Raw genomic sequence first — 20618 nt, 5'->3', positions numbered from 1 at the left:
GAGTCTTGATCCTTTATCAGAAATAGATAAAATATATAGTAAAACTGCTTTAAAACTAAACTCAAAAATTATGACTATTTTACTCAAGCCCTGAATTTATATAATCTTTATAGTTTAATTTTAAATAGGTTTAAATATATTTTCTATTTTTTAAATAAAATATTGATCTTTTACTAAAAAAATTTGCTATTTGAAAAAATAATAAAAAAAAATGCAAAACAGTATAATTACTGATTTGCACTATATATTCTAATTTTAGTTGTTATGATGGTGCCCAGACGCGGAATCGAACCACGGACACAGGGATTTTCAGTCCCTTGCTCTACCGACTGAGCTATCTGGGCAAATGGCGGAAGTGACGAGACTCGAACTCGCGACATCTTGCGTGACAGGCAAGCACTCTAACCAACTGAGCTACACCTCCATAAAAATGGTGGTCACAATTGGGCTCGAACCAATGACCCCCTGCTTGTAAGGCAGGTGCTCTCCCAACTGAGCTATGCGACCACATCAACTTTATTACTCAATAAGTATAACATATATTTTCAAATATTTCAACTCTTTTTTTAAAAAATTTTATAAATATCCATATTTTTTTAATTCAAGTTATCAAATCCCTGAAAAATTATACTTATTTACAATTCTAAAAGGAGTGTCCAGAATTTTGTGTAAACTAATAGATAAATCCAGTAAATTCAGTACTTTGCATAACAATATATCAAAATTTGCATGTCTTACAAAATCCTCCACTACTGGATATTTTTCTCATATTTCAAGTATTCTATTTACAAAAAAATTTCTGCACACTCTTCATTTTTATTTTTTACCAGTAAATTTCCCGTCCATACTTCCCAAAAGCTGACAAAATTCTTCCTTCATCATTTGTCTTAATTTGATAAAATTCCACTCTTTTTTTAAATGTCTTATTTACTTCCTTTACCAATTCCCTAAAATCAAGCCTGTTATTCGCTGTAAAATAAAAAATTAGCTTTCCTTCATCAAATGTATATTCTCCAATAACAAGATTCATTTCAGGAAGCAGTCTTTTTACAATCTTTTTACATTTAAAATATGCTTCATCAGCCTTTTTATCCAAATCTGCTAATTTTTTTACTTCTTCCTCTGTCAATTTTCTTTTTACTTCCCTAATTTTCAAATCATCTTGATCAGCATTCTGTCTATTTAATGCAACTCCAAGAACTATGCCTATCTGTTCCCCACGAATTGTATCTACAAGAACGTAATCTCCCTTTTTATAATCTTCCGAATCGCTTATCATAAATGGATAAACTTTTTTTGTTTTCCTAAATTTTATATTTATTATCTTCATAAAATCCCACCTTCCAAAAAGCTGAAATGCCCTCTTTCACTTATTATTAAATGATCCAGCAACCGTATTTCTATATTTTCCAAAACTTCCTTTACCTTTCTCGTCAGCAAAATATCAGATTCTGACGGCTTTAACGAGCCTGATGGATGATTATGCACCAGAATTACTCCCTTTGCATTATATTCTAAAATTTTTTTTACCAATTCCCGAATATAGACCGTGCTTCTGTCGATCGTTCCAAAAAAAAGTTCCTCTTCCTTTAACAGTTCATTCTGTGTATTTAAAAACAATACCTTAAATACTTCAATATCCCTGCTTAAAAGGGAAAATTTCAGATAATTCAGCAATTTCAGGTTGCTTGAAAGTACGATTCGCTCATTATATACTTTTTTATACAATTCATTTTCAATTATTTCAAATAAAAGTTTAAAAAATACGGCTGCCCTTTCAGTCATATATTTATTTTTTTGAAGTTCTTCCCCAGGCTGTTTCAAAATCGTATACAAATCCCGATATTTCCTTAAAAGTTCCCCTGCAATTCCTCTGCAGTTTTTCCTAGTAACTGTATAAGTAAGCAATAATTCCAAAATTTCACAATCTGTAAATCCTTTTGCCCCTGTTGACAGAAATCGCTGCCTTAGTCTTTCTCGATGCCCCTTTTCCTTTTCTTCATCCAGCATTCGTTCAAAATCTATTTTTTTATTATTTTTATTCCCATTATCCCTCTTCATTTTTCCCCCCAGAAAAATATCATAATACAAGCCAAATTTCTCTAAAAATGCCTTGCTTTTACTCAAATAGTTTACCATAAAACTAAAAAAATGACAAACTAAATTGAGAATATTGAAAAAAATTAAAGGCAAATAATATTTGAAATATAAAAAAATTATGGTAAAATTTATCAAGGGCTTTTCTTTAAAAATAATGAAATTAAAAAAGCTATTGAATGTATCTGGATAAAAATAGCAAAGGAGGAATATCTATGAAAAAAATATTATTATTTTTAACAATTTTCGGTATGTTAATATCAGCGGGCATTGTTTCAGCAGAAACAACTACTGCATTAAAGACTGAAAAAATAAAATATCCCAGAGGGATAAGAAGTGTGACATCTGTAACGGAAGTTTTTGGAACAGGACAGCAAATTACGCATATTATTGTGGAATTTAATGAAAGGGTAGTAAATTCGCAATTGTCAAAGAATACTTTTACAGTATCAGACAGAACTGTTGAAAAAATCTATTCAAATACCCGTCCAGAAAGAACTGATATTGTAAAAGACGGAAGATTTGTCATTATTGAATTAAATCCAAAGGACAGTGGTGCTTCTCTTCGCCTTGAGGGAAATGATGAAGTTGGATTTCAAATGAAAAAGGCAACTTCTAAAATAACGCAAAAGGAAGATATTTTATTTACAAATGGTAAAAAATTGGAAAAAAGCATTGCAATACTTGAAAATAATAAAACTAGAAACCTAATTGTGGAAAACTTTAAGCAGTTTGTGTATAAAGATCCAAAAACTGGGACAAGTGTAAAGTATAATCTTTATATTCCAAAAAATTATGACAAGAATAAAAAATATCCGCTTGTACTGTTTATGCACGATAAGGGAGTTCTGAGCGAAGACACGAAAACTGCTTTATTTCAAGGAAATGGCGCAACTTCATTTGCAACTCCTGAAGAACAGGCAAGACATGAGGCATTTGTGCTAGCTCCTCAATATTCAAGACAAGTAGTGGATGACAATGGAGATATTACAAGTGATCTGGATGCGACCGTAAATTTGATAAGAGATTATTTAATTTCAAAATATAGCATTGATGAAAAAAAATTATATGCAACAGGACAGTCAATGGGCGGAATGATGGCTATTGTCATGAACTACAAATATCCAGAATTGTTTGCAGCTTCATATTTGGTAGCTTGCCAATGGAATCCAAAAGAAGTATCTACTATGGCAAAAAATAATCTATGGATAACAGTTTCAACTGGTGATGCGAAAGCCTATCCAGGAATGAATGTAATTACAAGCGAACTTATAAAAAAAGGAGCCACAGTAGCAAAAGATAATTGGAGAGCCGATTACACAGATGCACAATTTCTAGAAGGCGCAAGAAAGGTTATTGCCCAAAAGTCAAACATAAAATACACAACACTTGAAAAGGGCACAAATCCATACTTGCCAAAAGATGCCAATCCAGGTTTAGAACACTCTGGAACTTGGAAAGTAGCCTATAACATACCTGGAATAAAAGACTGGATGTTTTTACAGTCAAAACAATGAAAAGCATTGAGAAATTTTAAATAAAAATAGGAAACAAGAAGGGAGAAACTTTGACTTTTAGTTATTTTAGTCCAATTCACATAGAAACCTTTGTAGTATCAACTTTAATTTGCATATTTTTATTTTATATTCCAAGAATTTTTAAGAATGTAAACATAGAAAAATATTCAACAATTTTAGGTTATTTTTTATTAATATTTAAAATAATCGACTCAATTTACAGGTTAATGTACCAAAATGAGCCTATAACTAACGTTATGCCAATACATCTTTGTAACTTTGCAGCAATTTTCGCAGGATTATATCTAATTTTCAGGACAAAATTTTTATATAATGCTGTTTACTATTTAACTTTTGGACCAGTTTTAGCATTAATCTTACCTGGAATAATCTATTATCACGATAATTATTACGTGTATATTTTTATGATAATGCATGCGCTTATTGTATTTACAGCTTTTTTTGGATCCGCTTATTTAGATGGAAAACCTACAAAAAAAGGACTTATTCAATCAATAATTACATTGCTTCTCATATTTTTATATGCATTTACCTATAACTCTATTTTTAAAGGAATAAATGCAATGTTTTTAAGAACTCATATTATTTCACAAGTGAGTTTTATAAAACCAATCTGGCTATATGATATTGTTTTAATATTGACAATGATTTTTTTACAATTTTTGCTATATCTTCCAATTAAGAAAGAAAATAAATAAAATTTTGAATTGTAAGATTAAGAAGTGAAAAAATTAAGAAGAAATAAAAGTACACCACTGATATTAGTATTATTATGTATATATGATTTTAGTATTTTGGTGTACTTTTTTTAATGGAAATATTATTCAGCTTCAATAGCTGCTTTTTCTTGTTCAAATTTTTCTAAAATAACTTTTGTTATTTCAGCACGAAGTTCAGGTTTGATAGGATGAACTATGTCCTTAAATTCTCCATTTGGCATTCTTCTTGATGGCATTGCCACAAAAAGTCCGTTTTGTCCATCAATTATTTTTAATCCATGAACGACAAAACTTTCGTCAAATGTAATGTCGGCATAAGCCTTCAATCTTTCGATGTTTTCTGTCTGTCTTCCAATTCTAATACGAATATCAGTTACTTTCATAAGTCTTCTCCTTGTTTTATAGTTTTATTTTCCAATACAATTATACCTTATTTATCGTAAAAAACAAGAGAGAAAATGATAAAGAATATAATATTTCCTTAATTTATTTAAAGTAACTTTAAGCACAGATTATCCGATTATCTCAATATAGTCTTCAATAAATTCTTTTTTCAGACTTTCAGGCGGTAAATCCAGCACTTTCACCTTTATATTTTTATTAAAATACTTTATTTCAAAAATATCGCCTTTTTTCACATCATAGGAAGATTTTTTAGGATCTCCGTTTACAACGATGTTTCCATTATCTGCAAGTTCCTTTGCCACTGTTCTTCTTTTTATAATTCTTGTTACCTTTAAAAATTTATCTAAACGCATTTTTTATTTTACTCCTAAATTTTCATTATTTAGACATGTTCAATACCCTATTTTTTTATTTTATTAAATTCTAAATTTTCATGGTTATCAAACAGGTTTATTTTATATTTTTCATTCCTTCATACCATGCTGTATTTGTTTCTACAAATCCTACATTATCATTTTCCTTCAGGAACAATCCTCTCACTTTACTCTTTTTATTGCTGAAAATATGCGGATTATCAGTTGTTGACTTAGCCATTAGGGCCTTTTTGATTTTTTCCTGATCTTCCTTTGATAAAGTTCTTGTATTAAACACAATTGGTCCATTATAAACAGGAATTGATTTTATAACTGTAAAAGTTTTTCCTGCAAATTCCCCAAACGGTGCAACTGCTCCTTTTTTAACTTTATATGTAGCCCCTGAATTAAAGTCTTTTCCAGCAACTAATTCATATATCGTAAATGATTTTGGAATAGCAAATGTTGCAACATCAACATCCCCTTTAAATAATAAAACTTGAGTCCCAGGATGCGAGTTTCCAAACATAACTTTTGAAAATACCTTATTTCCCAATAATTCATCTGTATTTTTTAGCCCAAATTCCTTTACAATTACCTCTCCAGGCACTTTAAATCCAGATGTAGAACTATTTGTAACAAATCCTATTGATTTACCTTTAATCTTTTTCAGGTCAAATCCATTTCCAGAACGGTATTTATCGGCATCTTCTCCTCTTACTGCAATAAAGCTGTAATAAAGGGCATCTTTTAACGTTCCACTTTCTCCTGAATTTGTCAGCACAGCCTCAATATCCTTTGTACGCTTTCTAGCATTCAAATATGCCTCTGCTCCAATATATGCAATTTGTGATTGTCCAGAAACAATATTTTCCACCGTAATATTATAATCAGTTGTCGTAACAATCTCAACCTTTTTCCCAGTCGCCTCCTGCACAATCCGAGCAAATTCTTCCCTTGATTTCTTCAATGAATCATTAGTTTCATTTGGCAAAAACACAATTTTAATCGTATCATTCTTTTTCCCACAACTAATCGCAAATAAAAAAACTATTACCAGCAACAAACTTCTCAAAATATTTTTTTTCATAATACCTCCGCCATAAAATAATATAAAATTTTTTATATTATAACATTTGTTATTTTCATAGTCAATTCTAAAAATTTTTAAAATAAAAAAATCATTTTGACAGATATACAATGCTAAATTCCATTTAAAAATAGAAATTATATCGTGGACTTCGACCCTCATAACTATAGTAAAATTGCCTTAAAACCGAACTCAAAAACTATGACTATTTTACTCAAATCCTAGATTTATATAATTTTTAGCAGTATAATTCACCATTTAAATGGGAAATAACATAAAAATTTAAAAAACAATTTTTTCAAAAACCTCTCCAATTGAAAAACTCTTAATCTCACCTTTTCCTGCTTCATCCTTTTTTACCAAAACTTCAATTTCTCCATTTTCATTAATATCTTGTGCAATTCCCAGAACTTTTTCATTTCCAAATTTCAATTCTATCTTTTTATTCTTCAAATAATTTATTTCATTTATTTCCTTTAAAATCTCTTCCCACGATCCATTTCTCAAATTTTCACACAATATTTGAAATTCAGAAACAATATTTTTTACAATTTCATCAATTTTATATTTTTTATTTGTCGCCTGTGTCAATGAAATTGCCTTATTTTTCAATTTTTCCGGCAATATATTATTTACATTTATCCCAATTCCAACAATATAGACATTATCTGTTTTTTCCATCAAAATCCCGCATAACTTCTTATTTTCCAAGTAAACATCATTTGTCCATTTAAATTTATACTCTAAATTTTCTATTCCCCCTAATCCTCTTATTGTCGCAAGCCCAGCAATTAAAGGCAATTTCAAGTAATCCTCAATTTCCCAGTTTTCCCTTTCCTCCAAAAAAAAGCTGAAGATAGCCATTCCCTCCATAGAAACCCAGTTATTCTGCCTACGTGCCCTTCCATGAGTCTGATTTTTAGCACAAATAACATCAAATTCCTCATAATTCCTATGATTTCTTTCCAAATAATCATTCGTTGAACCCAATTCATTAAATTTATACAAATTTATATTTTTTTTCATTTTTTCTCCTTCCATCTATTTATTAATTTAAAAAAATACTCCCATTAAATATAATACTTCAAAATTAATGAGAGTAATGATTTATCTAAATATTATTAAAAGAACTCCTGCTGCTACAGCCGATCCAATTACACCAGCTATATTTGGTCCCATTGCATGCATTAGCAAAAAATTTTTAGGATTTTCAGATTGCCCAATTTTTTGAACAACTCTTGCCGCCATTGGCACTGCTGAAACCCCTGCTGCTCCAATCATCGGATTTACTTTTCCTTTTGTGAATTTATACATTATTTTCCCAAATAGCACTCCTCCCACTGTTCCGAAAGAAAATGCAATTAATCCAAGAATAATGATTTTTATTGTTACAAAATTTAAAAAATGCTCTCCGTCAGCAGTTGCTCCAACTGTCATTCCAAGTACAATTGTAATACAGTATAGCATAGCTCCTCTTGCATGTTCAACTAAATTTGAAACAACACCTGCTTCCTTTATTAGATTCCCAAGCATTAGCATTCCAATTAGCGGAGCTGATGATGGAACTAAAAGAATAACAATGATTGTTACTGCAATTGGAAAAATTATTTTTTCTCTTTGGCTCACAAATCTAAGTTGCTTCATTTCAACCATTCTTTCCTTTTTACTTGTCAATAATTTTATAATTGGCGGCTGAATTACAGGCACAAGAGCCATATAGGAATAAGCTGCAATGGCAATTGATCCCAGTAAATGCGGTGCCAGTTTTGTTGTCAAGTAAATAGCAGTCGGTCCGTCAGCTCCTCCAATAATTCCAATCGAAGCCGCTTCCTTTCCTGTCAATCCCAGCAAAATTGCCCCAAGAAATGCCACAAAAATTCCAAGCTGCGCAGCCGCTCCCAGCAAAAGGCTTTTCGGATTTGCAATAAGCGGTCCAAAATCAGTACTTGCTCCTATCGCCAAAAATATTAATGGCGGATAAATTCCCAATTTTACTCCTTGATACAAATAGTAAAGAAGTCCACCCTTTTCCATAAGTCCTTCATTTGCCACAGCAGGTAAGTTTGCAAGCAGCATTCCAAATGAAATTGGGAGCAGCAAATAAGGTTCGTATTGTTTTTTTATTGCTAAATATAGCAAAATTAGGGAAATTATTATCATGATTAGCTGCCTTCCAGTTATCATAGATATTCCTGTTGTCCCGTAAAGAATTTTTAGTAGTTCCATTTGAAAACCATCCTTTCCTTAGGTTTTTAGTAATATTGAATTTAAAGTAATTTAGGATAATACTGCCAAAACATCATCAGTATTCACTTTATCCCCTTTAGTCACTTTAATTTCATTTATAACTCCATCACAAGGTGCTACAATTGGATTTTCCATTTTCATTGCTTCTAAAATGATGATTTCATCTCCAGCTTTTACCTTTTCTCCGGTTTTTACTTTTACATCCACAATAAGTCCCTGCATTGGAGCTTTTATTACTTCATTTTTTCCAGTTTCCCCTTGTAAAGGTGGATTTTCATTTTTGTCTATTTTTTGTTTACCTTTTGAATCAGCTGAAGTTTCAATGTTTCCATCTTTTTCTGTAACTTCTTCCACTTCCACTTCATAAACTTTTTCTCCAATTCTGATTTTATACAGTTTAATCATATTTGTCATGCCCCTTTGTATTTCCAGATTTTATTTTATTTCCCTAATACTTCTTATTTTTATACGGCTATTCTTATTATCCCCGGCCGCTTCAATCAGAGCCGCCATCATTGCTGCCATCATAGTTTCATCTTTTATTTTTTCCATACTAAATTTTTCTTTTTTATCCAATTCCTTTTCACTGCTTAATTTTTCAGACTTTTCCAAAATTCTATTATCATTTGTTTTTTTATTATCTTCATTTTTCCCCTCAAAATTTGAAAAATATTTAAAAAATGATAACATAAATGAAATTAAAAATAATATGAAAAAAACAATTAACATACTTACAACTGAAATATAAATCGCATCTGCAAATGTTACAGCCGAATTTCCAAACAAAATACTTTTCATATTTTAATTATTCCTTTCATTTTCTATAAAATATCACACAAAAACAACTCTAATTACAAAAACCTAACATTTATCCAAAATTATTTAGAGCAAAATTATATAAAACCGAACTGAAAAATTACAACTGTTTATTCAAAATTTAGTTTAATTAATTTTCACAAGTTCGATTTTAATGGATTCAAATATATTTTTTATTACTTTACTTTGTAATAACTGTCAAACTTTTCCTTATGCGAAAGTTTCATTTTATTTCTAAGATGAACCATATCACTTACAATTTTTTCTTCTGTATGAGTTAATTTTTCCCAATCTATCAGGTTTTCCTTATCACGAGTCTTATTTATTTCCGTATCAAGTTCTAATATTTTTTCAAGTAATGTTTTTTTATTCCAAGCAGTATTTTCATACCAATCTGTTATTTCCTTTAACTTTCTTTTGAAATAATCTATATCTAAATTCATTTTCCACCTCTCTTTGAGTTACCAAATCCCCTCCAGAACCGGGATAATAGAACTCATCAAAAATAGCCTATTTTAAGTCCCGATCTTAAAGAAGTCTTACACCACAGCTAAAAAAGTCATCAATTTACCACATCCTAATTTTTTAAAAAATCACTTCAATATTTTGAACACTTATTTCACCTTTTGATTTTTTTTGTTTTTCTGTTTCCTTTAAATATTTCGCTTCATATTTTTCCTTCAAATAATTTTTTGCAATTTGAGGAAAACACGCATAAGTCAATACATCTTCATCAGACTTTGCCAAGCTTCCAATTTCATTTTTCATCGTATCATATTCATTTTGCAGCAAATCGGCAGGTCTTCCAGTAAATACCTTATCATTTCCAATTATAACCGACTTAATTTCACTAGAAATTTCCACAGGTGATTTCCCGTACATTCCCTTCACATAATCTTTAATTTCCTTCGGAATCATCTTATATCTTTGTCCTGTCAAAACATTAAATACTGACTGCGTTCCAACCATTTGGCTCATTGGAGTTACTAATGGCGGATAACCTAGATCTTTTCTTACCTTCGGAATTTCACGAAGCACATCTTCATATTTATCTTCCGCTCCCTGCGCCTTCAATTGCGACACAAGATTTGAAAGCATTCCTCCAGGCAGCTGATATTCCACAATGCTTGGCTCTACCGCAAGAGCCTTTGGATTTAATGTTCCATTGTCAATGTATTTTTTTCTTATTGGCTTAAAATACTCTGCAATTTCCTTTAAAAGTTCAAGATCCAATCCTGTATCGTATTTTGAGCCTTGCAAAGTTCTGACAAGCGATTCTGTAGGCGGCTGTGAAGTTCCACCTCCAAAAGGCGAAATTGCCGTATCTACAATATCCACTCCAGCCTCAATTGCCTTTAACGTGCTCATTCCAGCTAATCCCGCAGTTGCATGCGTATGTAATTCAAGCGGAACTTTCAAAATGCTTTTTAACTCGCCTACAAGTTCATAAGCCATATTTGGAAGCAGAATTCCAGACATATCCTTTATAGCGATGGAATCTGCTCCCATGCTTTGCATTTCCAAAGCCAGTTTTTTATAATATTCAATCGTGTGAACTGGGCTAATTGTATAGCAAATAGCAAGCTGGCTATGCCCTCCATATTTCTTAGTGCTTTCAGATGCCTGTCTTATATTTCTCGTATCATTCAAAGCATCAAATGTTCTAATAATATCAATTCCATTTTTTATTGAAAGTTCAACAAACTTATCCACAATATCATCTGCATAATGCCGATAACCAAGTAAATTTTGTCCTCTCAAAAGCATTTGCAGCTTTGTATTTTTAGCTCTTTTCCTAATTTCCCGCAGTCTTTCCCACGGATCTTCATGTAAAAATCTAATTGCCGCATCATAAGTTGCTCCACCCCAGACTTCCATTGCATAATATCCAACTTTATCCATTGTTTCTATTATTGGAAGCATTTCAGCAGTTGTCATCCTTGTTGCCATAAGTGACTGATGCCCATCCCTTAGCGATGTTTCTGTTATTTTTACTCTTCCCATAAAAACCTCCATGTTTTAAAGCTGTCATAAAATAAACAGTTAATCTACTCAAAATACGATGGTCCAGCATTTACAATATGTTCTGGCATATTTGGATATTTTGTTTCAAAATTTTCTCTAAACATTTTAGCAAGTTTTTTAGCAGCCGCTTCATAGGCTTCCTTATTTGCCCACGTATCTACCGGATTTAACAGTTCACTTGGAACATTTGGGCAATATTGCGGAATTTCCAGGTTGAAAATATCATCGTGTCTGTATTCCACTTCATCTAAATCACCGTTTAACGCTGCTGTTACCATCGCCCTTGTATATGTTAAGTTCATACGATTTCCAACACCGTAAGGTCCGCCAGACCAACCTGTATTTATTAAAAATACTTTTGTATTGTGAAGATCTATCTTTTTACCTAGCATTTCTGCATAAACTGATGGATCAAGCGGCATAAATGGTTCTCCAAAGCAAGTTGAGAATGTAGGCTGCGGTTCTGTAATTCCACGTTCAGTTCCAGCCAGCTTAGAAGTAAATCCTGTTACAAAATGATAAATTGCCGCATCTCTCGAAAGTCTTGAAACAGGCGGTAAAACACCAAATGCATCTGCCGTCAAAAATATTACAACATTTGGAATTCCTCCAATTCCAGGAATTTGTGCATTTTTTATATGATTAATCGGATACCCAACTCTTGTATTTTCAGTTAAGCTCTTGTCATAAAAGTCAAATTCACGTGTACTTGGATTCATTACAACATTTTCCACAAGACTTCCAAATTTTATCGCATTATAAATATCAGGCTCGTGTTCTGGAGCAAGATTTATACATTTTGCATAACATCCTCCTTCAAAGTTGAAAATGCTATGATCTGACCATCCATGTTCATCATCTCCGATTAACTTACGGTTAGGATCTGTTGAAAGCGTAGTTTTTCCAGTTCCTGAAAGCCCGAAAAATATAGCAGTCTGTCCAGTGTTTGGATCCATATTGGCAGAACAGTGCATAGGCAATACATCCATTTCAGGCATTACAAAGTTCATTATTGAAAATACGCTTTTCTTTATTTCTCCCGAATATTCTGTTCCGCAAATAATCCCAACTTTTGCTTCATAATCAATAATTATCGCAGCCGATGAATTTATTCCATCAATTTTTGCATTGCATTTAAATCCTGGCGCCGCAATTACTGTAAAATCAGCATGTCCATAATCCTTTAATTCTTCCTCTGTCGGACGGATTAAAAGCTGATGTATAAATAAATTTTGGCTAGCTCGTTCATTTATTATTCTAAATTTCTTTCTGCAGGCTGGATCTGCTCCCGCCATTCCATCAAATATAAATATTTCCCGATTTTGCAAATATGCAATCAATTTATTATAAATAGAATCAAATTTTTCCTTTTCAATAGGCTTATTCACATTCCCCCAAGCAATTTTTTCATGAACCCCTGGAGTGTCAACAATATATTTATCCTTAGGCGAACGTCCTGTATACTTCCCTGTCGTCACAACCAAAGCTCCACTGCTTGACAATGTACCTTCTCCTCTTTTTAATGCATGTTCAACAAGTTCCGCAGGTGTCAAATTTCTATAAATTTGGATTACATTTACTATTCCTAATTTTTCCAAATCTTTTGTTACTTTTTTCATAATACTCCCTCCGTATTTAAAAAATTTGTAGTCATTTGTAAAAATAAATGTATTTAATAAACCAATATCTTTTATTTCAACAAAGGTCAATATTCTTTAAATTTCCTAGTCTTTACTTTTACAATCAATCTATCATAAAATTAGCAATTAACACCAATAAAACAAAAAATCCCTACTTTTATGTAGGGAAACACAAAATATTTTTAATTTTGAATTTGTTTGGGTTATGTTAAATTTATAATAATATTTTTATAAAAAATAAATACAAAATTCTTTTGATATTAAATCTTAAAAGCAATTTAAATTTACAATTTAGATACATATCAAAAAATTACAATTTTATAGCCAGCAGTTTTTTTAATATGTATCAAAAATCTGCTAACACTGATCTTTAATACAAACATTACACTATTCTAGCCATATAATTGCCTAAAAGCATATTTAACATTATTTTTTCCCTACACTAGTATTATCCCACATTTTTCCTAAAAGTCAATATTTTTTTTAAAATTTTAATTAAAAGAATATTCTATGAAAGATTAAATTTATTATAAAGATATACTGTGATATAAATTAAAAATAATATGATCTGAAGTATCCCTAGACCCTTAACCATCGAACTTATTCAAGATTATCCATAAATACTCTTTAAATATTCTCGTTTAGTTTTTTTGCAAAATAAATTTGAATAACAACCATATATTGTGGTATAATAATAACAAGTTGTAAACATAAATGGAGAGAAAATGATAAAATTAATTTTACTAGATGTAGATGGAACACTGACCGATGGTGGAATCTATCTTGGAAATAGTGGCGAAGAACTAAAAAAATTCAATGTAAAAGACGGCTATGCCATCGTAAATGTACCAAAGCTCGGCATTGAATTTGGAATTATTACAGGTGGAAAATCTGAATTATTAAAAAGACGTGCTGAAAAACTAAAAATAAAATACCTTTTCCAGGGAATTTCTGAAAAGACTTTAATACTGGATGAAATTATAAATCAAACAGGACTAAAGGAAGAAGAAATAGCCTACATGGGCGATGATCTAAATGACATGGCAATTATAAAAAAAATCGGTTTTTCTGGAACTCCGCTAGATGGAGCAAACGAAGTAAAATCAATCGCTGATTTTATTTCTACTAAAAACGGCGGTGAAGGAGCAGTACGTGAATTTATAGAAGTTATTTTAAAAAAAGAAAATTTATTTCAAAAATTTTTATCAATCATAAAATAAATTAAATTTTTTTTTCATTAAACAAGACCTTAAATATTCATATTAAAGAATTTTATTTGAAATTGACAAAAGTTATTTTTATTAATATTTGTTTTTTTGTTTTTTTCAAACGTAAAGGGGATCAGTCGCCATCCCCTTTACAATCCCCGCTTGTCTAAGCATTTTTTTGAAATGAAATTGAAACTCGCTTTTTAATAAAAATTCTTATAAAATTTTTAAACTAATTACAATTTAAAAATTTTGAAAAAGCTCAAACAGTCAATTTCATTCCAAAAAAATCACGACGTTCTAATTCAATTATGATGGATTATTTGACTAAAACAAATATCAAGCAAAATTTCGTTAAAGAAAAAATAACTGTTTGAGATTTTGGAACATATTTTAAATTGTATTCAGTTATCTGTGTCAAGATAACTTTGATTCAAAATCGAGTTTTATTTTTTCTTTATAATAAAGTTTTGCGTAAGCCGGGTTGTAAGGGCGTGGTGTTTGACGCCCTTACGTTAAAAAAAATTAATTAAGAAATAAAGGAAAAACAATTATTCATAAAAATAATCTATAAAATGTAAATTATAAAAAAATCTCAAATATGAATCTTTAGGAAATAGATTTAGAATGGATTTATTAATTAAATAAAAAATAATCAGAAAATATAAAAAAATTATTTTTAGGAGGAAATAATGGCAATAAAATATTTGGATGCCAAAAGGCTAAAATTAGTGTTTATTGGCGGTGGAAAATGGGTTACAAAACATGAGGAGCTTTTAAATGAACTGAATGTTTATCCAGTTCCTGATGGAGATACTGGGAGTAATATGTCAATGACATTAAATTCGATGATAAATGATCTGGAAGAAAAGACAGATGAAAAAATAAAAATGCCTCAGCTTATAGATGTAGTTGAAGAGGCTGTGTTGATGGGAGCTCGTGGAAATTCAGGGACAATTTTGTCACAAGTAATCACAGGGTTTTTAAGAGGGATTGGTGAAAAAGTTAAGCTGTTACCAAAAGATGTGGCAGAAGCTCTTGTGAGCGCAAAGGAAACTGCTTATAATGCTGTAAGTGAACCTGTTGAAGGGACAATGCTTACGGTTATTAGAAAAATTTCTGAAAAGGCTACAGAATGTGCTGAAAAATTTGAAGATTTGGTGGCATTTTTGAAGGAGATTGTAGAGGCTGGGAAAAAGGCTGTGGATGAAACGCCTGAACTGCTTCCAAAATTGAAAGAGGCTGGAGTAGTTGATGCTGGTGGAAAAGGGCTGTTTTTCTTTTTTGAGGGATTTTATAAGGTTACAACTGAATTGAACCTGCTAGCTGAATTGCAAAAGGCTCAAGTTAAGGAAAATGAATTTGACAAGACAATAGCAAATATTAATCATGATCCTGAAAGCATACATTTTCAATACTGTACTGAATTTATCATTTTAAATGGTAACTTTGATACAGATGAATATAAAAAACGTGTGCTGGAATTGGGAGATTCTGCTGTATTTGCACAAACTTCTAAAAAGTTTAAGACTCACATTCATACAAACCATCCTGGAAAAGCGATTGAAATTGCATTGGAATATGGACCGCTGGAAAAAATGAAGGTGGAAAATATGAAGTTACAGCACGATAATTTGCAAATTTTCAGTGAAAAGGATGAAGCAAAGATTTTTGCAAATAAAAAAATTGATAAAACAAAATCAGCCTTTGTGATTTTGGCGGATTCTGAAAATTTGAAGGATGAATTTTTAAAACTTGGTGCAGATGTGGTAATCTTGGGAGGACAAAGTAAAAATCCAAGTGTTCAGGAAATATTGAATGCCATTGGAAAAACTGAAAAGGAAAATGTTTACATTCTTCCAAACAATAAAAATGTAATTACAACAGCAAAAATGGCAGCTGAAAAATCTAAAAAAACAGTTGTTGTTCTAGATACAAAAACAATGCTTGACGGATATTATTTTCTAAGAAATAAAGATACTGACATTGATGAGTTAAAAGAAGCAGCTTCCAGAAACTATTCCGTGGAAATTACAAAGGCTGTAAGAGATACAAAAATTGAAGACTTGTCAATAGAAAAAGATGACTTTATCGGGCTTGTAAACGGGAAAATAAAATATGCAAAAAAATCATTAAAAGAAGTGGCAGATGCAATATTAGATGACTTGGTAACTAAAAATACAATAACTGCAGTTGTTGTAAGCGGAAATGAAAAGGATGAAGCTTCACAAAAAAGTATTGAAGAAAAACTGGCAGGATTGAAAACTGCAAATATTAATGGAAATCAGGAAAATTACTATTATTACTTGTATATTGAAAATAAAGATCCAAATATGCCTGAAATTGCTATTTTAACAGATTCTGTATCAGATTTGACAGATGAAGACATCGAAGGGCTTCCAATAAAGGTAGTTCCTTTAAGAATTGATATAAATGGGGAACTTTATAAGGATGGTGTAGAAATTTCAAAATCAGAATTCTGGCATCAAATGTTGGATAATAATGCGAGAATTAAGACATCTCAGCCATCACCGCAAGACTTTTTAAATGCCTATAATAAGTTATTTGAAAAAGGATATAAAAAGATTATTTCAATACATCCATCATCAAAATTAAGCGGAACAATACAAGCGGCAAAAGTTGGAAGAAGTCTTACAAATAGAGAAAATGACATAGAATTAATCGACAGTTTAGGAGCTTCGTTACTGCAAGGATTCCTTGTGCTGGGAGCGGCAGGAAAATCAGTAAGGGGAGAAAGTTTTACAGAAATTATCAACTGGGTAAATAACTTTAGAACTAAAGGTAAGCTTCTTATGATTATTCCAGACTTGAAATATCTTGAAAAAGGTGGAAGAATTGGAAAGGCAAGTTCAACAATAGCTGGAGCATTGAACATGAAACCTATCTTGACTGTAAATCAAGGGGAAGTTACAGTTGAGAAAAAAGTTCTTGGTGAACGCAATGCACAAAAATACATTGAAAAATATATTGAACGTGAAAGTAAAAAACAAAGCATCGTACTTATGAGCGGATGGGGTGGAACTCCAACTGAACTTGAAAATGTTGTGAGAATTTATTCAGAAGTGGAAAATAATCCAAAAATTAACTCATTGATATTAAATAGGGAAATCGGGGCGGTAATAGGAGCTCATGCAGGCCCAGTTTATGGAGTATTCATATTCCCAAGATTAAGTTAATTAATTACAAAATTAAATTTTAAACATAAATAAGCAGAAAGAGGTACAGCTTTGAAATTTAAGTTTTTTGATGAAATAAATTCAACAAATACATATTTACGACGACAGCTAAGAATCGAAGAATTTGAAGTAATCGTAGCCAAAAAACAGACAGATGGAAAAGGAAAAAGGGACAGCACATGGATTTCAAGCGAAGGTGCCGCCCTCTTTTCCTTCGGTATCAATGACAATTATGAACTGGATGAAAAAATTACAATTTTTACAGGATATATTGTCTATAAAGTACTAAAAAATTATATAGAAAATAAAGAAAAGCTGACTTTCAAATGGCCAAACGACATTTATTATGAAAACAAAAAAATATGCGGAATTCTTTGTGAAAAAGTAAGAGATCACATAATAATCGGTATTGGAATAAACATCAACAACACCGATTTTGGAATATTCCGCGAAAAAGCAATCGCACTTGTGGAAATTACAGGAAAAAAACACTCAGTACAAAACATAATAGAAGAAATCGTTTCAACTTTTGAAAATGAATTCCATAGTTTAAACAGAGAATGGGAAAGCATATTGCACATAGTAAATGAAAACAGTTATTTGAAAGGCAAAAAAATAGTAATTCAGAAAAATGGAAAATTTTCAGAAAAGGAATATAGATTTTTACGTGTAGATAGAAGAGGCAGAATTTCAATTATTGCTAGAGGAGATAGTGATGAACTGAAATTTTCTTCGTTGGAATTTAAAGTTCTATAAAATTTAATTAAAAATTTTAACTTTAAATTTTTAATAATTTTAAATTTTAAAAGACTGCTGAAAAATTCTTAGCAGTCCTTTTTTTTTTTTTTATAAAAATTCTTTTTTTATTATTTCTGATATTATATTATTATTTCCCCATATGGCAGGAGAATCATAAGCTCGATCTAGAAATACACCATACTCTAATTTTATTTTCAAGTTATTTTCTTTTAAAAATGATTCAACTTTTTCTTTTAAACTTACAGGTTTACCGGAACAGCAATTTATAATTCCAGTTATATCAGTTTGTAAAGCCGCTTTTGAAATCATCTCTGCTAATATCTCTATATTAATAAAGTCATATTTATTTTTTCCTGTAGTAAATGGAAAAGTTTTAGCACCTTCTTCTTCTTTTTGTAATATTTTAGAAAAAATAGAATTATTATTCCTATCATCACCTTGTATATAAAATACTCTAAGCCATTTTATTAATAATTCCTTATCGCTCTCTTCTAATATTTTCAAAGATTGTCTCAAACTATTTTTTGCTATACCATAAAAAGAAATAGGATTAGTACTAGTATTGTTATCAACTTCTCCTTCCCAGTATCCAATTTCATGCATAGTTCCTATAACATTTATATTTTTTATACCAAATTCATAAATTTTTCTTAAAAATTTATAATGTAGTGAAATATCCTCAAGATGAGTAATAGAATTATGTACAAAACCATTTCTCCATGCTAAATGAATACAGGTATTCACATTCTCTAAATTAGAAAAAAGATAATCTGTATTTTCAAATATATTAGCTTCTATTTTTTTTACTTTATCATTTATTTTATCTAAAGAAATATCAGCAGCTACTACTTCAATGTTATTATTTAACAAATAATTTATAACATTTTTTCCTATATATCCATTAGCTCCTGTTACTAAAACCTTTCGTTTCATTTATTCTCCTAATCATTTACCAAATAAATTATTTTTTATATCTTTTTATACATTCCTTATTTCTTGTTTTTCTTTCCTTATCAAAAAACCATCCCCATTTATTAAAATATTTTATAGCTGAGTTTATATGTGCCATCATCATTTTTCGTGTTTTATAGGATGCTTTTCCATGTTTATGAATTATCTTTACTTCAGGATAAAATATTACTTTGTATTTTTGTCCAATTCTTCTACACAAATCATAATCTTCCATATACATGAAATATCTAGTATCAAACATTCCAACATTTTTCAAAATATCTGTTCTTATAAACATAAGACATCCAGATAGAATTGGAACTTCCATTATTGAATTATAATCACACCATCTCATCTCATAATTATAATCCATTTTATCTACAATAGATTTTATCGGAAAAAATCTTCTAAATATTAAGTTTAATGGTGTAGGCAATAACCTGCAGGATTTATTTACCTCTCCACTGGATTCATATATTTTCGGTCCTATCTGCCCAATTTCAGGATTTTTTCTCATATAATCAATCATTTTTTCAATAGTATTTTCTTCAAAAATTATATCAGCATTCAATATTATATGAAATTCTGCTTTTTCTTTAAAATTATCATCCATTAATTTTTTTAACACAATATTATGACCTGATCCAAATCCATTATTTGAATTATTAAAGATATATTCTATTCTATCATCTGAAAGATTTTTTATAAAATTTCTCAAAGTATCCTTTTCAGAATTATCTGATATCCATAATTTAAATTTTAATTTTGTTTTTTGAAAACAACCTATGATTTGAGTTAATTCCTTTTGGTCAGTATTATAAGTCACTATACAAGCTGTAAAGTCATACATACAAAATCCTCCACTCTTTTTTTATTAATAAGATTATAACATCTTAAGTTTAATCAAACAATTTAAATATTTCAAAATTTTTATATTCTTTCCCATTTTTTAGTTTCAAAATTGTATTTCTTTATTACCTTTGCTGGATTTCCAACAGCAATGCAGTTTTCTGGAATATTTTTAGAAACAACAGAATTTGCTCCAATTATAGAATTTTTTCCAATTACTGTTCCTGGCAATACAGATACATTTTCTCCAAGCCATACATTTTCACAAATTTTTACTGGTTTTGTAAAAATTCTTCTTTCCTTTGCAATTTCTTCAGGATTAGAATGTTCAAAGTCTTTTGAAAATGAATAATTTCCATGATTTAAGTCAGAAATATAAACTTTGCTTGCTATCAGTACATTGTCTCCTATAATTAATGAATTTGCACATGACAAATGGACATAATCGTTAATTTGAACATTATTTCCAATTATTAATTGAGGTGTATTTTTATTTTTTATACTTTTAGCATTAAGTGAATCTTGAAAATTATATGCTTCAATTCTGCAGCCAGTTCCAGTTGTAAAATTTTCTCCAAATTTTATATATTTTTTTCCTCTTATATCAAAAGGAAATCGAATTAACCTAGCTTTTGGAAAAAATATTTTTGTTTTAATAAAATTAATTCCCAATTTCCACAATTCATAAAATGATTTTTCCATATTTTACCTTTCCATATTTTAT

Annotated in this window: 20 protein-coding genes and 3 tRNA genes; 5 read left to right on the top strand and 18 right to left on the bottom strand. The window is 30.2% G+C overall.

What is annotated here, in order from left to right; genetic code table 11:
- Positions 1 to 268 precede the first annotated feature (268 nt).
- The 5 genes from FVE74_RS00875 to FVE74_RS00855 form a co-directional block, all read right to left on the bottom strand.
- Positions 269 to 344 (bottom strand) — tRNA-Phe (locus FVE74_RS00875).
- Between the two features lie 3 nt (positions 345 to 347).
- Positions 348 to 424: transfer RNA gene (locus tag FVE74_RS00870), tRNA-Asp, on the bottom strand.
- A gap of 7 nt (positions 425 to 431) precedes the next feature.
- A tRNA-Val gene (locus FVE74_RS00865) sits at positions 432 to 507 on the bottom strand.
- A gap of 316 nt (positions 508 to 823) precedes the next feature.
- A complete protein-coding gene (ricT, locus tag FVE74_RS00860) occupies positions 824 to 1330 on the bottom strand; it encodes a PSP1 family protein (RefSeq protein WP_147002786.1) in 507 nt (168 codons plus the stop codon).
- Entirely contained in the window at positions 1327 to 2061 is a 735-nt protein-coding gene (locus tag FVE74_RS00855; protein ID WP_147002785.1) for a JAB domain-containing protein, read from the bottom strand. The genes ricT and FVE74_RS00855 overlap by 4 nt, the downstream gene beginning before the upstream one ends.
- A gap of 251 nt (positions 2062 to 2312) precedes the next feature.
- Here FVE74_RS00855 and FVE74_RS00850 point away from each other — a divergent pair, with 251 nt between their 5' ends.
- On the top strand, positions 2313 to 3614 hold the full coding sequence (locus tag FVE74_RS00850) for an alpha/beta hydrolase-fold protein (RefSeq protein ID WP_147002784.1): 1302 nt from the start codon (positions 2313 to 2315) through the stop codon (positions 3612 to 3614).
- A 50-nt stretch (positions 3615 to 3664) separates the two neighbouring features.
- Positions 3665 to 4333 carry a TIGR02206 family membrane protein gene (locus tag FVE74_RS00845; protein ID WP_147002783.1) on the top strand — a complete coding sequence of 223 codons (669 nt, stop codon included), beginning with the start codon at positions 3665 to 3667 and terminating at the stop codon, positions 4331 to 4333.
- 122 nt (positions 4334 to 4455) lie between these two features.
- Here FVE74_RS00845 and spoVG read toward each other — a convergent pair whose 3' ends face one another.
- The 10 genes from spoVG to pckA form a co-directional block, all read right to left on the bottom strand.
- The gene (gene spoVG, locus FVE74_RS00840; RefSeq protein WP_010128751.1) at positions 4456 to 4737 is read right to left on the bottom strand and encodes a septation regulator SpoVG; all 282 of its coding nucleotides are present in this window, start codon (positions 4735 to 4737) and stop codon (positions 4456 to 4458) included.
- Between the two features lie 129 nt (positions 4738 to 4866).
- Positions 4867 to 5112, bottom strand: a complete 246-nt coding sequence (locus tag FVE74_RS00835; protein WP_010128753.1) for an RNA-binding S4 domain-containing protein — start codon at positions 5110 to 5112, stop codon at positions 4867 to 4869.
- A gap of 97 nt (positions 5113 to 5209) precedes the next feature.
- On the bottom strand, positions 5210 to 6202 hold the full coding sequence (locus FVE74_RS00830) for a phosphate/phosphite/phosphonate ABC transporter substrate-binding protein (protein ID WP_147002782.1): 993 nt from the start codon (positions 6200 to 6202) through the stop codon (positions 5210 to 5212).
- Positions 6203 to 6484: 282 nt separating this feature from the next.
- Positions 6485 to 7228, bottom strand: coding sequence for a biotin--[acetyl-CoA-carboxylase] ligase (locus FVE74_RS00825; RefSeq protein WP_147002781.1), 744 nt, complete (start codon positions 7226 to 7228; stop codon positions 6485 to 6487).
- 81 nt (positions 7229 to 7309) lie between these two features.
- Positions 7310 to 8428 carry a sodium ion-translocating decarboxylase subunit beta gene (locus FVE74_RS00820; protein WP_147002780.1) on the bottom strand — a complete coding sequence of 373 codons (1119 nt, stop codon included), beginning with the start codon at positions 8426 to 8428 and terminating at the stop codon, positions 7310 to 7312.
- Positions 8429 to 8479: 51 nt separating this feature from the next.
- Positions 8480 to 8854 carry an acetyl-CoA carboxylase biotin carboxyl carrier protein subunit gene (locus tag FVE74_RS00815; RefSeq protein WP_147002779.1) on the bottom strand — a complete coding sequence of 125 codons (375 nt, stop codon included), beginning with the start codon at positions 8852 to 8854 and terminating at the stop codon, positions 8480 to 8482.
- Positions 8855 to 8884: 30 nt separating this feature from the next.
- Positions 8885 to 9247, bottom strand: a complete 363-nt coding sequence (locus FVE74_RS00810; RefSeq protein WP_147002778.1) for an OadG family protein — start codon at positions 9245 to 9247, stop codon at positions 8885 to 8887.
- A gap of 194 nt (positions 9248 to 9441) precedes the next feature.
- Positions 9442 to 9708, bottom strand: a complete 267-nt coding sequence (locus FVE74_RS00805; protein WP_147002777.1) for a hypothetical protein — start codon at positions 9706 to 9708, stop codon at positions 9442 to 9444.
- 142 nt (positions 9709 to 9850) lie between these two features.
- The gene (locus tag FVE74_RS00800; protein WP_147002776.1) at positions 9851 to 11269 is read right to left on the bottom strand and encodes an oxaloacetate decarboxylase subunit alpha; all 1419 of its coding nucleotides are present in this window, start codon (positions 11267 to 11269) and stop codon (positions 9851 to 9853) included.
- A gap of 44 nt (positions 11270 to 11313) precedes the next feature.
- Positions 11314 to 12909, bottom strand: coding sequence for a phosphoenolpyruvate carboxykinase (ATP) (gene pckA / locus FVE74_RS00795; RefSeq protein ID WP_147002775.1), 1596 nt, complete (start codon positions 12907 to 12909; stop codon positions 11314 to 11316).
- 746 nt (positions 12910 to 13655) lie between these two features.
- On the opposite strand from pckA, the gene FVE74_RS00790 reads away from it, so the two are divergent.
- The 3 genes from FVE74_RS00790 (at position 13656) to FVE74_RS00780 (ending at position 18091) form a co-directional block, all read left to right on the top strand.
- Positions 13656 to 14150: a KdsC family phosphatase gene (locus FVE74_RS00790; protein WP_147002774.1), complete on the top strand. Its 495-nt coding sequence runs from the start codon at positions 13656 to 13658 to the stop codon at positions 14148 to 14150.
- A gap of 680 nt (positions 14151 to 14830) precedes the next feature.
- Entirely contained in the window at positions 14831 to 17335 is a 2505-nt protein-coding gene (locus FVE74_RS00785) for a DegV family protein (protein WP_147002773.1), read from the top strand.
- A gap of 51 nt (positions 17336 to 17386) precedes the next feature.
- A complete protein-coding gene (locus tag FVE74_RS00780; protein WP_147002772.1) occupies positions 17387 to 18091 on the top strand; it encodes a biotin--[acetyl-CoA-carboxylase] ligase in 705 nt (234 codons plus the stop codon).
- A gap of 90 nt (positions 18092 to 18181) precedes the next feature.
- Here the strand turns inward: FVE74_RS00780 and FVE74_RS00775 are convergent, their stop codons facing one another.
- The 3 genes from FVE74_RS00775 to FVE74_RS12080 form a co-directional block, all read right to left on the bottom strand.
- Positions 18182 to 19027: an NAD-dependent epimerase/dehydratase family protein gene (locus FVE74_RS00775; protein WP_147002771.1), complete on the bottom strand. Its 846-nt coding sequence runs from the start codon at positions 19025 to 19027 to the stop codon at positions 18182 to 18184.
- Positions 19028 to 19055: 28 nt separating this feature from the next.
- Positions 19056 to 19895, bottom strand: coding sequence for a glycosyltransferase family 2 protein (locus tag FVE74_RS00770; protein ID WP_147002770.1), 840 nt, complete (start codon positions 19893 to 19895; stop codon positions 19056 to 19058).
- Between the two features lie 80 nt (positions 19896 to 19975).
- Positions 19976 to 20596 (bottom strand): DapH/DapD/GlmU-related protein, encoded by a 621-nt coding sequence (locus tag FVE74_RS12080; RefSeq protein ID WP_147002769.1) that lies wholly within the window; start codon positions 20594 to 20596, stop codon positions 19976 to 19978.
- Positions 20597 to 20618 lie beyond the last annotated feature (22 nt).

Source organism: Leptotrichia wadei (assembly GCF_007990445.1).
In the GTDB taxonomy this organism is placed as follows: Bacteria; Fusobacteriota; Fusobacteriia; order Fusobacteriales; family Leptotrichiaceae; genus Leptotrichia; species Leptotrichia wadei_A.
The sequence above is the reverse complement of the archived record's forward strand: the minus strand, read 5'-3'. Positions and strand labels throughout refer to the sequence as shown.

Bases quoted from the DNA above. Each gene is read 5' to 3' on its own strand.
- FVE74_RS00790 (WP_147002774.1), top strand. From the start codon at position 13,656: ATGATAAAATTAATTTTACTAGATGTAGATGGAACACTGACCGATGGT.
- FVE74_RS00805 (WP_147002777.1), bottom strand. From the start codon at position 9,708: ATGAATTTAGATATAGATTATTTCAAAAGAAAGTTAAAGGAAATAACA.
- FVE74_RS00785 (WP_147002773.1), top strand. From the start codon at position 14,831: ATGGCAATAAAATATTTGGATGCCAAAAGGCTAAAATTAGTGTTTATT.
- FVE74_RS00815 (WP_147002779.1), bottom strand. From the start codon at position 8,854: ATGATTAAACTGTATAAAATCAGAATTGGAGAAAAAGTTTATGAAGTG.
- ricT (WP_147002786.1), bottom strand. From the start codon at position 1,330: ATGAAGATAATAAATATAAAATTTAGGAAAACAAAAAAAGTTTATCCA.
- FVE74_RS12080 (WP_147002769.1), bottom strand. From the start codon at position 20,596: ATGGAAAAATCATTTTATGAATTGTGGAAATTGGGAATTAATTTTATT.
- FVE74_RS00770 (WP_147002770.1), bottom strand. From the start codon at position 19,895: ATGTATGACTTTACAGCTTGTATAGTGACTTATAATACTGACCAAAAG.
- FVE74_RS00810 (WP_147002778.1), bottom strand. From the start codon at position 9,247: ATGAAAAGTATTTTGTTTGGAAATTCGGCTGTAACATTTGCAGATGCG.
- FVE74_RS00800 (WP_147002776.1), bottom strand. From the start codon at position 11,269: ATGGGAAGAGTAAAAATAACAGAAACATCGCTAAGGGATGGGCATCAG.
- FVE74_RS00830 (WP_147002782.1), bottom strand. From the start codon at position 6,202: ATGAAAAAAAATATTTTGAGAAGTTTGTTGCTGGTAATAGTTTTTTTA.
- FVE74_RS00775 (WP_147002771.1), bottom strand. From the start codon at position 19,027: ATGAAACGAAAGGTTTTAGTAACAGGAGCTAATGGATATATAGGAAAA.
- FVE74_RS00820 (WP_147002780.1), bottom strand. From the start codon at position 8,428: ATGGAACTACTAAAAATTCTTTACGGGACAACAGGAATATCTATGATA.
- FVE74_RS00825 (WP_147002781.1), bottom strand. From the start codon at position 7,228: ATGAAAAAAAATATAAATTTGTATAAATTTAATGAATTGGGTTCAACG.
- spoVG (WP_010128751.1), bottom strand. From the start codon at position 4,737: ATGAAAGTAACTGATATTCGTATTAGAATTGGAAGACAGACAGAAAAC.
- pckA (WP_147002775.1), bottom strand. From the start codon at position 12,909: ATGAAAAAAGTAACAAAAGATTTGGAAAAATTAGGAATAGTAAATGTA.
- FVE74_RS00835 (WP_010128753.1), bottom strand. From the start codon at position 5,112: ATGCGTTTAGATAAATTTTTAAAGGTAACAAGAATTATAAAAAGAAGA.
- FVE74_RS00850 (WP_147002784.1), top strand. From the start codon at position 2,313: ATGAAAAAAATATTATTATTTTTAACAATTTTCGGTATGTTAATATCA.
- FVE74_RS00855 (WP_147002785.1), bottom strand. From the start codon at position 2,061: ATGAAGAGGGATAATGGGAATAAAAATAATAAAAAAATAGATTTTGAA.